The sequence below is a fragment of the Bacillus changyiensis genome, from assembly GCF_027706145.1.
In the GTDB taxonomy this organism is placed as follows: domain Bacteria; phylum Bacillota; class Bacilli; order Bacillales; family Bacillaceae; genus Bacillus; species Bacillus changyiensis.
On record NZ_JAQFWW010000002.1, the window covers coordinates 211,134 to 224,011 of the forward strand.

The 12,878-nt window shown below is 39.0% G+C and carries 15 protein-coding genes; 2 read left to right on the forward strand and 13 right to left on the reverse strand.

Features of this window, described 5'->3' with window-relative positions; translation table 11 throughout:
- Positions 1-23: 23 nt before the first annotated feature.
- A complete protein-coding gene (spxO, locus tag PDT38_RS08375) occupies positions 24-188 on the reverse strand; it encodes an anti-adapter protein SpxO (protein WP_172297778.1) in 165 nt (54 codons plus the stop codon).
- 178 nt (positions 189-366) lie between these two features.
- On the opposite strand from spxO, the gene PDT38_RS08380 reads away from it, so the two are divergent.
- Positions 367-1,245: a TetR/AcrR family transcriptional regulator gene (locus PDT38_RS08380; protein WP_270800489.1), complete on the forward strand. Its 879-nt coding sequence runs from the start codon at positions 367-369 to the stop codon at positions 1,243-1,245.
- A gap of 33 nt (positions 1,246-1,278) precedes the next feature.
- Here PDT38_RS08380 and fumC read toward each other — a convergent pair whose 3' ends face one another.
- Positions 1,279-2,667 (reverse strand): class II fumarate hydratase, encoded by a 1,389-nt coding sequence (gene fumC, locus PDT38_RS08385; protein WP_270800491.1) that lies wholly within the window; start codon positions 2,665-2,667, stop codon positions 1,279-1,281.
- A gap of 222 nt (positions 2,668-2,889) precedes the next feature.
- Between fumC and PDT38_RS08390 the strand changes: the two genes are divergently transcribed.
- Positions 2,890-3,264, forward strand: a complete 375-nt coding sequence (locus PDT38_RS08390) for a hypothetical protein (RefSeq protein ID WP_270800492.1) — start codon at positions 2,890-2,892, stop codon at positions 3,262-3,264.
- A 26-nt stretch (positions 3,265-3,290) separates the two neighbouring features.
- Here the strand turns inward: PDT38_RS08390 and PDT38_RS08395 are convergent, their stop codons facing one another.
- The 11 genes from PDT38_RS08395 to PDT38_RS08445 form a co-directional block, all read right to left on the reverse strand.
- Entirely contained in the window at positions 3,291-3,926 is a 636-nt protein-coding gene (locus tag PDT38_RS08395) for a response regulator (protein ID WP_270800494.1), read from the reverse strand.
- Entirely contained in the window at positions 3,904-4,992 is a 1,089-nt protein-coding gene (gene liaS, locus PDT38_RS08400; protein ID WP_270800496.1) for a two-component system sensor histidine kinase LiaS, read from the reverse strand. Before liaS ends, PDT38_RS08395 begins: the two co-directional genes overlap by 23 nt.
- Positions 4,989-5,720: a cell wall-active antibiotics response protein LiaF gene (gene liaF, locus PDT38_RS08405; protein WP_270800498.1), complete on the reverse strand. Its 732-nt coding sequence runs from the start codon at positions 5,718-5,720 to the stop codon at positions 4,989-4,991. The genes liaS and liaF overlap by 4 nt, the downstream gene beginning before the upstream one ends.
- Positions 5,721-5,753: 33 nt before the next feature.
- The gene (gene liaG, locus PDT38_RS08410; protein ID WP_270800500.1) at positions 5,754-6,617 is read right to left on the reverse strand and encodes a LiaG family protein; all 864 of its coding nucleotides are present in this window, start codon (positions 6,615-6,617) and stop codon (positions 5,754-5,756) included.
- A 175-nt stretch (positions 6,618-6,792) separates the two neighbouring features.
- A complete protein-coding gene (liaH, locus tag PDT38_RS08415; protein ID WP_270800502.1) occupies positions 6,793-7,476 on the reverse strand; it encodes a stress responsive protein LiaH in 684 nt (227 codons plus the stop codon).
- A gap of 20 nt (positions 7,477-7,496) precedes the next feature.
- Positions 7,497-7,886, reverse strand: a complete 390-nt coding sequence (locus PDT38_RS08420) for a protein liaI (RefSeq protein ID WP_270800503.1) — start codon at positions 7,884-7,886, stop codon at positions 7,497-7,499.
- 181 nt (positions 7,887-8,067) lie between these two features.
- Positions 8,068-8,757 (reverse strand): aspartate/glutamate racemase family protein, encoded by a 690-nt coding sequence (locus tag PDT38_RS08425; protein ID WP_270800504.1) that lies wholly within the window; start codon positions 8,755-8,757, stop codon positions 8,068-8,070.
- 18 nt (positions 8,758-8,775) lie between these two features.
- Positions 8,776-9,387 carry a cob(I)yrinic acid a,c-diamide adenosyltransferase gene (locus PDT38_RS08430; protein ID WP_270800506.1) on the reverse strand — a complete coding sequence of 204 codons (612 nt, stop codon included), beginning with the start codon at positions 9,385-9,387 and terminating at the stop codon, positions 8,776-8,778.
- Positions 9,384-10,736, reverse strand: a complete 1,353-nt coding sequence (locus PDT38_RS08435) for an ABC transporter ATP-binding protein (protein ID WP_270800508.1) — start codon at positions 10,734-10,736, stop codon at positions 9,384-9,386. The genes PDT38_RS08430 and PDT38_RS08435 overlap by 4 nt, the downstream gene beginning before the upstream one ends.
- Positions 10,720-11,793 carry a FecCD family ABC transporter permease gene (locus tag PDT38_RS08440; protein ID WP_270800510.1) on the reverse strand — a complete coding sequence of 358 codons (1,074 nt, stop codon included), beginning with the start codon at positions 11,791-11,793 and terminating at the stop codon, positions 10,720-10,722. Before PDT38_RS08440 ends, PDT38_RS08435 begins: the two co-directional genes overlap by 17 nt.
- Entirely contained in the window at positions 11,756-12,712 is a 957-nt protein-coding gene (locus PDT38_RS08445) for an ABC transporter substrate-binding protein (protein ID WP_270800511.1), read from the reverse strand. The genes PDT38_RS08440 and PDT38_RS08445 overlap by 38 nt, the downstream gene beginning before the upstream one ends.
- Positions 12,713-12,878: the final 166 nt, after the last annotated feature.

The window sequence follows — 12,878 nt, forward strand, 5'->3', positions numbered from 1 at the left end:
CTGTCATTGGTTGCAGTCTTTTTTTATATAAATGAATAACCATTAAAACCACTGTAATTTGGTTTTACAGCTTTTTTTGGATGTTTCATCCATTTCTTTTCTGCCAGCAGATGTTTGGGGTATTTTACTTTATCTACCTTAATCCCCTGACTGCGCAGACGGCTGATCATTCCATCGATTTCTTTCATCAAATTTCACCCTTTCTCAACTATTTTTGACCACTTGGTCACCTTACTTTATAATATAAAGAATATCAAACAAAAAAACAAGTTACAATCTAATTAAAATTGTGACATAAGCCATGAAGTGACTAGCCAGTCATACCCGGTAAATTTGGAACTCCATCCATTCAGGAAGGTGAAGACCATGAAACAAAAAGAAAGAGTCATTATTGAAACAGCTATTAAACTATTTGCTAAAAAAGGCTATAATGCAACTTCAGTACAAGAAATTGCAAAAGAATGCCAAATCTCTAAAGGTGCTTTTTATATTTACTTTAAATCGAAAGAAGCGCTTCTCCTTTCAGTCCTACATTATTACTATGATAAAGTCTTTTCCCGAATTCATAAAATTCAAACAGAACATGATAACCCACGGACTGTCTACAGAAAACAACTGATCGTTTTTTTCAAAAACATTTTTGACCATAAAGAGTTTATTATGATGCAATATAGAGAGCAGCCACTGCCATACAATGAGGAAATTGAGGCATTTGCTAAAAAAATGCGGACAACTACCCTCAAGCTTCATAAAGAAAATATCCAGAATATTTACGGAGAAAACATTGAACCCTATAGTGCAGAATTGTGTTTTTTGATTGATGGAATGAGCGAAGTTTATCTTGAATTAATGGTTTTATTACATCATTCTTTTGATCTCCACCTTCTTGCTGATCATATCCTTAACTGTATTGATGATTTAGCAACAGGAATGATGAAACGAAGTGAAAGTCCAGTAATATCCAATGAAATGGCGGACAAGTGGTTCGGTCCTTTCTCCAGATTGGATCCCCTAAAAGATACGCTCATTCAAGAAATGCAAATCAAAGTAGAAAAATGGTTTAACAGCGATCCTCCTTCAGAACTGCTGGAAAGCCTGACTATTTTAAAAGAAGAATTGAAAAAACAAACGCCAAAAAAAGCAATCATTAAAGGGATGTTACTTGTTTTGCATGAGTTTGAAGTAGTCCAAAAGGAAGTGGATCAGCTGACCGAGTACATTCAAAAGGATATACTGAATTCTTAGAGGGAAACGGCCGCATCTAGCAGCCGTTTTTTGTTATCCTTTCGGGTTCACCATTTCTTCAGGTTTAACAACTTCATCAAACTGTTTTTCGGTTAAAAGATTCAACTGAAGAGCGGCTTCCTTCAGTGTTAATCCTTCTTGATGGGCAAGCTTTGCAATTTTTGCAGCATTTTCATAACCGATATGCGGATTTAAAGCTGTGACAAGCATAAGTGAATTTTTAAGGTTATTTTCAATCGTCTCATGAGCTGGCTTAATGCCAACCGCACATTTATCATGGAATGAATTCATCCCATCAGCTAGCAGCTGCACTGATTGAAGGACATTATAAATGATAACTGGTTTAAATACGTTTAATTCAAAGTTCCCTTGACTTGCCGCAAAGCCAACCGTCGCATCATTCCCCATAATTTGCGCTGCAATCATGGTCAGGGCTTCGCTCTGAGTAGGATTTACTTTACCTGGCATGATAGAGCTTCCCGGTTCATTTTCAGGAATGACCAGTTCGCCGATCCCGCAGCGTGGGCCGCTTGCCAGCCATCTGACATCATTAGCAATTTTCATCAAATCTGCTGCCAATGCCTTAAGAGCACCATGGACATGGGTCAATTCATCATGGCTTGTTAATGCATGAAATTTATTAGGTGAACTTCTAAACGTCTGCCCGGTCAATTGAGTGATTTCTTCAGCAACCATTTGACCAAATTGTGGATGAGCATTAATTCCCGTTCCAACAGCTGTTCCTCCAATGGCAAGATCGCGAATTTTTCCCGTTGCTTCAAGGATCATTTCTTTAGAACGGTCAAGCATATAGACCCAGCCGCTGATCTCCTGTCCAAGTGTAAGTGGAGTCGCATCCTGAAGGTGGGTACGGCCAATTTTGACGATATCTTGAAATGACGCAGCTTTTTCATTGAGTGTATGTTTTAAGCGGTCAATAGCTGGTACGAGCTTTTCATAAATAGCGAGAACAGCCGCAACATGCATCGCTGTCGGAAATGTATCATTTGAGCTTTGGCTACGATTGACATCATCATTCGGATGAATCTTATTGCTTGAGCCTTTTTCTTGCAAATAAGCTGTCCCTCTGTTTGCCACGACTTCATTCATGTTCATATTACTTTGCGTCCCACTTCCTGTCTGCCAGACAACAAGCGGAAAATGACTGTCATAGTTCCCCTTTAAAATATCGTCACATACAGAAACAATCGCTTCCGATTTTTCAGCTTCCAGATTTCCTAATCTTTCATTGGCGATGGCTGCACTTCTTTTCAAAATTGCAAACGCATACACAACTTCGTGCGGCATTTTTTCTGAGCCAATTTTAAAATTCTCCTTGCTCCTCTGAGTTTGAGCACCCCAAAACTTGTCTGCAGGAACCTCAATTTCTCCCATTGTGTCTCTTTCAATTCTGACATTCATTATGTATCCCTTCCTTCTCTGGTCTGCAACATATTGAATTCGATGAAAATATCAAAAATCCTCTTTAGAAACATTTTCAATAAAAACGTTTCTAAAAAGACTAGTAACAAGGCGATAATTCCTTTAAGATATAACAAATGAGAGTCATAAAAATTTAATAATCTGACCAATTATGAAATCATCGGAAGCAGATGATGTTGATAAAATAGTTTTGAAAGGGTGATGTGCTTGAAGCGGATCTTGCAGATGACAGGTGCTACTTTAATTGTGACCGCAATCATTTTAGCTAGTTTAATGATCAATGATGTTGTTCTAGAACCATTTATGGAGGATTCACAATCGATGCTATTCTTTACGATTGGTACTTCTCTGTCAACTCCGATTTTTTGCTTCATTGGCGGATTTATTTTGCTTGGCATGAGCAAACTGATCGATTTGCAAGAAAAGAATAACTCCATTCTGGTTGAACGACTAGACGCGATACTCAAAAATAGCACCCAAATGGAGCTTGAAGAGAATGAGCCAACGACTAAGTCTGTTCATATAGACTCATCAGCTCTATCTGAAATTGATGACCGCAAATATTGGAACGGCTGACAGCGACAATGATATGACATACGAATCTATCTAACAAGCTTGTTTCGGTGCGCATAGATGGCTGCCTGTGTGCGGTCATCGACCTCAAGCTTGGAAAGAATGTTGGTCACATGAGTTTTGACAGTTTTAATCGTGATAAATAATTCTTCGGCAATGTCCTTGTTTGTTTTCCCAACAGCAACAAGTTTAAGGATTTCCAGTTCCCTCGCTGTCAAGGATTCATGAAGGGGAAGTTCTCCTGATGAATGTCTAAGCTTTGATAACACTTTTCCAGCCACCTTTGCTTCAAGCTTGGATTCCCCTATGCTTGCTGCCCTGATGGCATCGGCAATCTCACTTGCTTTTGATGTTTTAAGCAAATAACTGAGCGCACCAGCTTCTATAACCGGATAAACTTTATCATCATCGATAAAACTTGTTAGCACGATAATTCTGGGATCAGGCAACACACGACAGATTTGCTTTGTAGCCTCAATTCCATCCATTCCCTCCATGACAAGATCCATTAAAATAACGTCAGGATGTGTCTCAACCGCCATTTCAACCCCACGTCTTCCATCTGATGCTTCACCAATCACCTCGATATCTGGTTGGGATTCCAAAAAAGCGGACAGACCCATTCTAACCATTTCATGATCATCAATTAATAGTACTCGAATCACTGTGATTCTCCCCTTTTTCTTGTTCAAAGATCGGAACTTTTACATCAACTTGTGTGCCTTTTCCCGCAAATGATATCACTTCTGCCACTCCGCCCACTTCACTAGCTCTTTCCTTTATGGAATGAAGTCCATATGATGACGATTTGACGGTATCCATTTTAAAGCCTTCTCCATTATCAATAACTTTCAACTGAAGCTGTCGGTTTCTGAGCAACAGCCTGATCGATACTTTTGTTGCCTTTGAATGCCGGAAAACATTTGAAAGGGCTTCTTGAACGATTCTAAATAAATGATCTTCAACCCCTTTAGGAAGTTTTCCGATATCTTCAATTTCCCAATCCATCTCAATTGATTGCTTTGCTTTGAACTCGATGAGAAGTTCAGATAACCCTTCTTTTAGTCCTTTTCCTTCAAGGGTAACGGGACGAAGATGTAAAAGTAAAGCTCTCATTTCACTTTGTGCATCAGCCGCCATTTTTTCAACCATTTTCAGCCTCTGTACAAATTTCTCATCTACTGACGGTTGAATACCTTCCAAAATAGCAGAAGTCATCATTGAAATTGCAAAAAGTTGCTGGCTTACAGCATCATGCAATTCCCGTGCCAGACGCTGCCGTTCCTCGGAAATGACAGATTTTTTCATTTGATCTTGCCATTCCGCCCTTTCATTTGACAGTTTTTGCAGAGAAGCAACTTGCCTTTCAATCCGTTCAGCCATAGCATTTAACTGATCGGCTGCAAGTCCGATCTCATCATCGCCAAGCTGTGGAATTCGATAAGCAAAATTGCCGTTCTCATATTTGATAATGGATTCGATTAATTTTTCAAGCCTTTTTTTCAGCTGGTTACCGAACATATATCCAAAACCAAACCCAACAACTGCACTGATTGAAAAAAGCAGAATAATAAAAGGAATGCCAAACCACCTTGAAGTGATGAGAACCCTTGGGTCAAGTTGATAATAAAACAACATGAATCCCAAAACAGAAAGAAAGATCGTCAAACTGACACCTAAAGATAAACGAACAGCACGCCATTGAATATTCGCTAGTCTACTGGTCTTCATATGAAGCGCACATCCACATCACCGATAAACAGAGAAATTGAAATTTTAACACGTCTTGTAGACTGCTGGTAATTTTCTGACTCGGTATAAATTTGGGTTCCAATTCCGCTTTTTCGATCACCGATAATGTCTATATCACCGATAAAAGCTGAAGAACTGATGGAAACATCAAGATCAGATGGGATATAAATATCAACATCACCGATAAGTCCAGTGATGGCAATTGTATTTTCCCCCTCTGAAATAATGGCTTTTGACAAATCGATTTTAACATCTCCAATAAATCCGGATATATTTAAATCATTTAAGTCAAAAGGTGTTTTCATTAATTTAACGTCCCCAACAAAAAAACTATGTTGTCCCGCGCTTTTCCTAAGAGGAAATGAAGAGCCTTCCAGCTTATCTTTTTCCTTTATTTTCGGGTTTTTACGGTCAAAAACAGGCTGGTTTGTTACAAACCTGTAACCAGCATAAATCAAAAATGCGGCAAATAAATAACCAAACAGACTGAAAGTAATGCTGAACAAATTATTTAAAATTAAAAAACCCGCAAAAATATACATGACAGAGCCGAGCCACCGGCGTGAATACTTCCGAAAAAAATACCCGGCAAAAAGAAAGGCGAGCGGCCAGAATAAAACATCCCCAAGTCCGCTGTTTTGCAAAAATACACTGATTCCAAAAAGGACGATGATTAATCCGATCAGTTGTTTTTTTCTAAGACGCATGCTGACTTCAGGCCCTCCTTTCCTTTTTGACATTTATTCAATTGATAGATTCCCGCTTGTGAGCGAGATACTAATTTTATATCTGCCACTTCTGTTTTTTCCAATCAGTTTCTGTTTGTCTCCACTAGTCTCATCAAACGAATAAGAATGTTTGATGTTGCCGATTGTTGCTTTTGCATCAAGCGAAATATCAGCATCCTCAGGAAGCTCAAGCTTGGTATTTCCGATGTTCCCATCGATACTTAGCGGCGCATTGATTGTAGAAAACGATGCATTCAAATTGCCTAAATTCTGCTTTATATTAAGCTTTCCTGAAACATGATCGAGCTTTGTATTTCCTGAAGTAGAGTCAATCTTTGCCGTCCTTGTTTCCACATTTTCCAAGCGAATATTACCCGAGTTTCCTTTTACTGAAAGTTCGCTTGAATGAAGCTGATTGATCTTCAAATTGCCGGCTCCAGATTTCACTGATACATGTCGTAACGATAAATGCTCACCTGAAATATTTACATTCCCACTATCAGATTTTATAGACAGATCATGTTGAAATTGATATGGTACTTTGACAATCAACTCATTTTTCCGAAAGGAAAATAACAAGGATCCCTTTGGTTGAACAGACAAACGAAAAGTGCCTCCTTGTTCGGATGACTTCAAGTGCACACTTTCACCTGACAAAACCGCCTCTATATTATCACGATTTTCTGCTTTAATCTTCACGGTCATGTTTTGACCATTGATATCAATGTGATTCATTTTCGAGGCTAATGCATGGGCTGACTGATCGGATTCTTGATTGGCTGTGAAAAGCGAAGAAATTCGCCCCCCACCAAAAGTCAAACTGGCGATGATCAAAATTCCAACAATGATCAACATTTTTCCAACCGTTTTTTTCATTTGTTTATCCTTTCGGTCAATGTCTCTCGTTCTTATTATAAGTAAATGTTCCTATGAAAGAAATAAAAATTGTAAAAGGGGCTGTCCAATACGTCAATTTTTGACGATTGGACGCCCTTTTCACATTTAACAAATGCTGTTATATCAGCAATACTCTTTTCGGACAGCTTCTTTTTTATTCATTTCCGACTGACTCTTGTTTTTCTAAGCCGACCTTTTGGCTCCGCATTTTTTCAAGTTCTTCTTCTACCTCTTTTGCATATTCAAGCCGGCTGTATGGGCTGTTAGATGTTGCGGTAAAATCAGCATAACTATTCACCCTTGTCTCCATTTCTTCAATACGGCTTTCCATTCTCATAAACTCGCGGTAGGCGCTCTCGTTATCAATTTTGTTAAAAGAGGCATTCATATGTTCTTTTGCTTTAACCGCATTTGCGCGGGCGATAAGTGCGTGTTTTTTATCCTTTATATCACGAAGTTTCACTTCAAGAGTTTGTAACTGCTCTTTTAATTCAACTAGCTGCTGTTTAGCATGTTGATAAGTATCCTGATATTCAACTGCTTTTGCCTCAAAATACTTCATTTCTGAAAGAGCTTTTTTGGCAAGTTCCTCTTCACCAGCATCAAAAGCAAGTTGTGCCTGATTTTTTCGTTTAACAGCCAATTTTTCCGCTTCTTCATATTTCCCTTTAAAATTTTGCTCAATAACTTGCTGCTTTACAATTGTATGTTTTGCCTTGGCAATATCACTTTCCATATCACGAACATATTGATTTAACATGACCCGCGGGTTTTCGAGTTTATCCAATCCTTCATTAATAGATGCAACAACCATGTTTCTAATACGTTTTAGCGCCATAACTTAGTTCATCCTTTCGTTTATTGTTTTTTTTTCAAAAAATCTTCCCATTCTGTATCAAAACTTGTATCATATGAAGCCGCAGAAGGCTCTACTTTCCCTGAGAAAAACACATTTTCTTCTGGATCACTGTTTTCCTTTATTAAGTTCCAGCCAAAGTAAATCAAGGCGACAGCAAGTGCCATTCCAATTAGAAAAGGAAGCGATCCTCCCAAAAACATGATCCCGATGATGCCTAATATAACAGCGGCAAACTGGTGGCCTACGCGCCATTTTTTAATAGCGTAATAAACAAACAAGGCACCGATTGCCCCAGCAAATAACCCTCCGAAAATACCTCCTCCAAAGAACAGAGAAATACCAAACAGGATGAGAATAAAACCGATGACTGATTTACCTGTTATTTTCATATCTGCTCCTCCTTTCTTGTTTATACATCTACTATATACATTTTCATTCTTCGACAAAACGAGTCACAGATTGATTTTACTGTAAGACCAGGGTCGTATATTGAATAAGACTGAGATGATGTTAGGGTAGCATAGAAAAAACCGTTTCCCTTAGACGGAAAACGGCTTTTGTCTGTAGAACTTATTCTAAAGCTTTTTTTACTGCTTGGGCAGCATGGATTACAGTTGTATCAAATATTGGTACATCAGAATCCTCCGAATTTATGAGAGCACCAATTTCTGTACAACCGAGAACGATTCCTTCAGCTCCTTGATCAACTAAATGGTTGATGATTTGTTGATAATCATCTTTTGAGGATTTCTGTATGTTCCCTAAACATAATTCTTCAAAAATCACCTTATTGACGATTTCTCTTTCTGATTCGTTTGGGACTAATACCTTGATACCGTTAGATTCTAATCTTGCTCTATAAAAATCCTGTTCCATTGTGTATTTTGTACCTAATAACCCAACGGTATCGATTTTTGTTTTTTTGATTTGATTTGCTGTTGCATCAGCAATATGTAAAATGGGGATCGTGATCTTTTCCTCAATATGCTCAATGACTTTATGCATCGTATTTGTACAAATAACTATAAAATCTGCTCCTGCTTTCTGCAATGAATGAGCAACATCACCTAATAATAATCCTGCTTTTCCCCACTGACCTTCTGCTTGAAAACGTTCAATCTCTTCAAAATCAATACTGTATAACAAACATTTTGCTGAATGCAATCCTCCCAATCTATTTTTCACTTCTTCGTTCATGATTTGATAGTATTCAACCGTTGATTTCCAACTCATCCCGCCAATAAGTCCGATTGTTTTCAACAGAACTCAACTCCCTTTTCAATCGTTTTCTTTTATCATACACCTATCATCTGATATGTCAGTGCTTTTTTTCTGTTTAAAAACATTCGCACTTCTTGCATATTCAATATCTTTAATGTTCAGCCTGAAATTGACCACTCTTGCAACCGCAAACAAATAATCTGACAGTCTATTTAAGTAGTAAAGCAACACTTCACGAGTCTCTGTTGTTTTCATTAACGATACTAGCAACCGCTCCGCCCGGCGTGCAATTGTTCTGGCAACATGCAAATACGCCGCTGCGTTTGAACCGCCTGGAAGAATGAATTTTTCAAGCTCAGGCGCTTCTTCACTGTATACATCAATTCGCTTTTCTAAAAATGTGACAGCTTCTTCTTGAAGTTTCTCATTACCGTTCGGAGAAAGATGAGCCAATTCACTTCCACAGTCAAACAGTTCGTGCTGTATCTTTAAGAGCTCACTTTTTATATCGCTTAAGTTTTTTGAATGAAGTTCAGCGCCAGCAAGACCGATAAAGCTGTTCAGTTCATCAACTGTTCCATAGCATTCGACCATAAGATCGTCTTTGTCAACACGTCCACCGATCACATGCGTTTTTCCTTTATCCCCTGTTTTTGTATACAGCTTCATGATTTTTTCCCCTTTCTGATCGCTTCTTTTACACATTGATAGACACTCTGGCTGATGAATAAACCAAACGGTGCAGTCTTTAAAGCGCAGTCAAATGACGCACCACTTCCATCTGCAACAATCACCACATGGTCTAACTGACCGGTTGACATATCGTTTGAAAAGTCTTTTGTCGCCTCAACCTTTGCTTCAGTCACGGTCATGAAAGCCTGAACAAAAGCTTGTTCAGATAGTTCCCCATTGATCATCAGCCAAATCGTAATAGAGTCAGCAGCGGCTATCACCGCGATCAAAATTGAAATGGGACCTACCGAAACCGGTCGGAAAGCAATATGTTTCGGTTTTGCAGCTGTCAATGTCATACAGACAGAATCCTTTTCAGGAAGTAAACTTTGAAGATCTTCTTGCATATCTGGAGTAAACCGGCTGATAAACGTTTGTTTCCAGCCAATACCTGCCCCAATAGATGCCGATGACAGAACACGAAGCGGTTTCTCTGTCTGCAAAACCAGACCTTCAGTGGTTACTTCAAGCAGTTCTGCAAATGGGACTGCTTGATTTGGTTTTGCTTTTCTTTCGGGATCAATCGTGATTTGCGGATTAGACCGATTCGGATGATCCAATTGTTTAACAACTGTCTCATACACATCATTGAGTTTTTTTTCTTGAATTAATTTCTCAGGTGTCTGAAGCTCCTCAATTTCACCACGTTTGAGTAATAGAATCCGATCACAGTAAAGACTTGCCACATTTACATCATGAAATATACTAATGACCGTAAGCTCCTGTTCAATAGAAAGCGTTTTGATGAGATCAAGTAGCTGTTTTTGATAGGAAAGATCTAAAAAATTGGTCGGTTCATCTAGAAGAAGAATGGAAGGCTCCTGTGCTAAAGCTTGTGCTAAAAAAACACGCTGCTGTTCTCCCCCGCTCAGTTCATGGATGAAACGGCTAGCGAATGAAAGAATACCGGTCTGCTTCATCACTTTTTGGACAATTTGTTTGTCTTGTTCAGTTGATTGTCTAAACAATCCTTTTTGATAAGGATATCGTCCAAATAAAACCGTTTGCTGGACAGTAAAAGGAAAAGCCTGCTCTGTTTTTTGTGGAAGCACAGCCATCATTCGCGCTAAATTCTTTGGATGATAGGAATCAACAGGTTTTCCTGCTAGGTTGACAGACCCCTCTGAAGCTGTCAATGTCCCACCTAGCATCTTCAAAAGCGTCGTTTTTCCACTTCCATTCGGCCCTAATATCCCAAAAAACTCCCCTTTTGACACTGAAAAATTGATATGTTTGACGACATCTTTTCGTCCATAACCACCAGACATATTACGAACGTCCAACATTGTACATTCCTCCACGCTGCCGTTGAATTAATATGATTCCAAATATAGGCGCTCCAATTAATGCTGTTATAATTCCGATTGGTAATTCGGATGGCTCAATAATCGTCCGTGCCAATAAATCTGCAAGCACAAGAAAACCAGCACCATTTAAAATAGATAGTGGCAATAGATGTCTGTGATCAGTTCCCCATAATAATCGAAGCAGATGTGGTATAACAAGCCCGACAAAACCAATGGTTCCTGAGACAGCAACTGCTGCGCCTGTTAATATAGAACCTGAGACAAGCACAACAATTTTCCGTTTATTGACATCAACACCAAGCTGTCTTGCTTTTTCCTCTCCATATGTCATGATGTTTAGTTCTCTCCCATTTAACAACAATCCAATCATTCCACAAACAAAAAAGGGAAGAAAGAGGAGAACATAGCTCCATCCTCTCATTGACACACTTCCAAGCAGCCAATGAATGATTGGTTTTAAATCGTCACCTGTTAGGGCAATCATTAAAGAAATGAGCGCACCTAGAAATGAACTCATCATAATACCAGTTAAGATCAATGAAGACAGTGAAAGTGAAGGATGTGCCAACCGGGCAAAGAACAAAACGAGCATCATCACAATGACAGCAGATATTACACTTAAAAATGGGAGGGTAAAACCTGCAATAACCGGCAGCTGGATGCCGAAAAACAATGTAACAACAGCTCCAACTGCCGCACCTGAAGAGACACCTAATGTGTAAGGATCTGCGAGTGGATTTTTCAGCAGTCCTTGAAATCCCGCTCCTGCTACAGCCAGTGCTGCACCAACAAGTGCAGCCAGAATCACTCTTGGAAGCCTGATTCTCATAATGATATTCACTTCTGTTTGATCGACCGTGATTCCTTGAATGTCGAACCATTCATGCATAAAAATCTTAAGTATAGTAGGAATGGGAATCTCCAAAGATCCAATAGAGATTCCCAACAGAATAGAGGCCGTCAGCATGATCACACTGATTAAATAAGCGATCGGCCGGTTATTTCTTATAAATGTCAGGGTAAATGGTTTTCGCAAGCTCCTCGACCCCTTTAATTAACCTTGGTCCAGGACGAGACACAAGGTCTTGATCCACGTTAAAGACTTGTTTATTTTTAATAGCATTGACAGTACTCCAACCGCTTCGTTTTTTAATCTCCTCAACAGATGCAGCTCCAGTTGTTGTGATGATGACATCAGGATTCAACTTAACAATCGCCTCTTCTGTCATCTTTGACCAGCCTTTTTGAGCTGATGCAGCGTTCTTTGCATGGATCACTTCTAGCATTTCATGCATAAATGTACCTTTTCCTGTCGTAAAAATCTCAGGAGCAGGAGATACTTGAACAAAAACTTTTTTTTGTTGCTCAGCAGAAATTCCTTCAGCTGTTTTTTGAATAGCTGCTAGATCAGATTTCATACTTTTTACAAGGTCTGTCGCCGCCTGTTTAGCGCCTGTTGCCTTTCCAATCAGTTTTATTGATTGATATGTTTCTTCAAAAGATGTAGCATCATTCACAATAACCACCGTAATTCCTGCATCACGCAACTGGTTCAAACCTTCTTTGGCATTTTGCATTGATGATGCATGAGCCAAGACTAGATCAGGTTTTAAAGAAATAATTTTTTCTGTATTAAATTCCATGCTGCCAATCTTTTCAACTTTTTCAACTTCTTTTGGATATGTATCTAAGTCTGTTACACCGACTACTTTTTTTCCCAGTCCCAGTGCATATGTAATTTCTGTATTGCTCGGCATTAAAGAAACAATTCTTTTCGGTTCTTTTTCAACTTTAATTTCTTTTCCTGAAGCATCCTTTACACTGACCGGAAAAGCAGTTTCGGCTGTTTTTTCTTGATTTTTCTGCGTTTCAGTCGGGGCTTCTGCTTGTCCGCATCCACCAAGAACACCAACTGCTAAAAGCAGTGAAAATAATAAACCAACAAGCTTCTTCATGAATATTCCTCCTTTGAATAAAATAAAAAACATCTTTACTCTGAGTAAAGATGCAGATGCACTCTCAGCTATTCACACCTACTATACCTTTTTTCGGAATTATTATACTATAACCGATTCGTGCTGTATATGCGTGATCAAAGAAGCCACCGAGAACCGGTGGCTG

Bases quoted from the DNA above. Each gene is read 5' to 3' on its own strand.
- spxO (WP_172297778.1), bottom strand. From the start codon at position 188: ATGAAAGAAATCGATGGAATGATCAGCCGTCTGCGCAGTCAGGGGATT.
- PDT38_RS08380 (WP_270800489.1), top strand. From the start codon at position 367: ATGAAACAAAAAGAAAGAGTCATTATTGAAACAGCTATTAAACTATTT.
- fumC (WP_270800491.1), bottom strand. From the start codon at position 2,667: ATGAATGTCAGAATTGAAAGAGACACAATGGGAGAAATTGAGGTTCCT.
- PDT38_RS08390 (WP_270800492.1), top strand. From the start codon at position 2,890: ATGTGCTTGAAGCGGATCTTGCAGATGACAGGTGCTACTTTAATTGTG.
- liaS (WP_270800496.1), bottom strand. From the start codon at position 4,992: ATGAAGACCAGTAGACTAGCGAATATTCAATGGCGTGCTGTTCGTTTA.
- liaF (WP_270800498.1), bottom strand. From the start codon at position 5,720: ATGCGTCTTAGAAAAAAACAACTGATCGGATTAATCATCGTCCTTTTT.
- liaG (WP_270800500.1), bottom strand. From the start codon at position 6,617: ATGAAAAAAACGGTTGGAAAAATGTTGATCATTGTTGGAATTTTGATC.
- liaH (WP_270800502.1), bottom strand. From the start codon at position 7,476: ATGGCGCTAAAACGTATTAGAAACATGGTTGTTGCATCTATTAATGAA.
- PDT38_RS08420 (WP_270800503.1), bottom strand. From the start codon at position 7,886: ATGAAAATAACAGGTAAATCAGTCATCGGTTTTATTCTCATCCTGTTT.
- PDT38_RS08430 (WP_270800506.1), bottom strand. From the start codon at position 9,387: ATGAAGCTGTATACAAAAACAGGGGATAAAGGAAAAACGCATGTGATC.
- PDT38_RS08435 (WP_270800508.1), bottom strand. From the start codon at position 10,736: ATGTTGGACGTTCGTAATATGTCTGGTGGTTATGGACGAAAAGATGTC.
- PDT38_RS08445 (WP_270800511.1), bottom strand. From the start codon at position 12,712: ATGAAGAAGCTTGTTGGTTTATTATTTTCACTGCTTTTAGCAGTTGGT.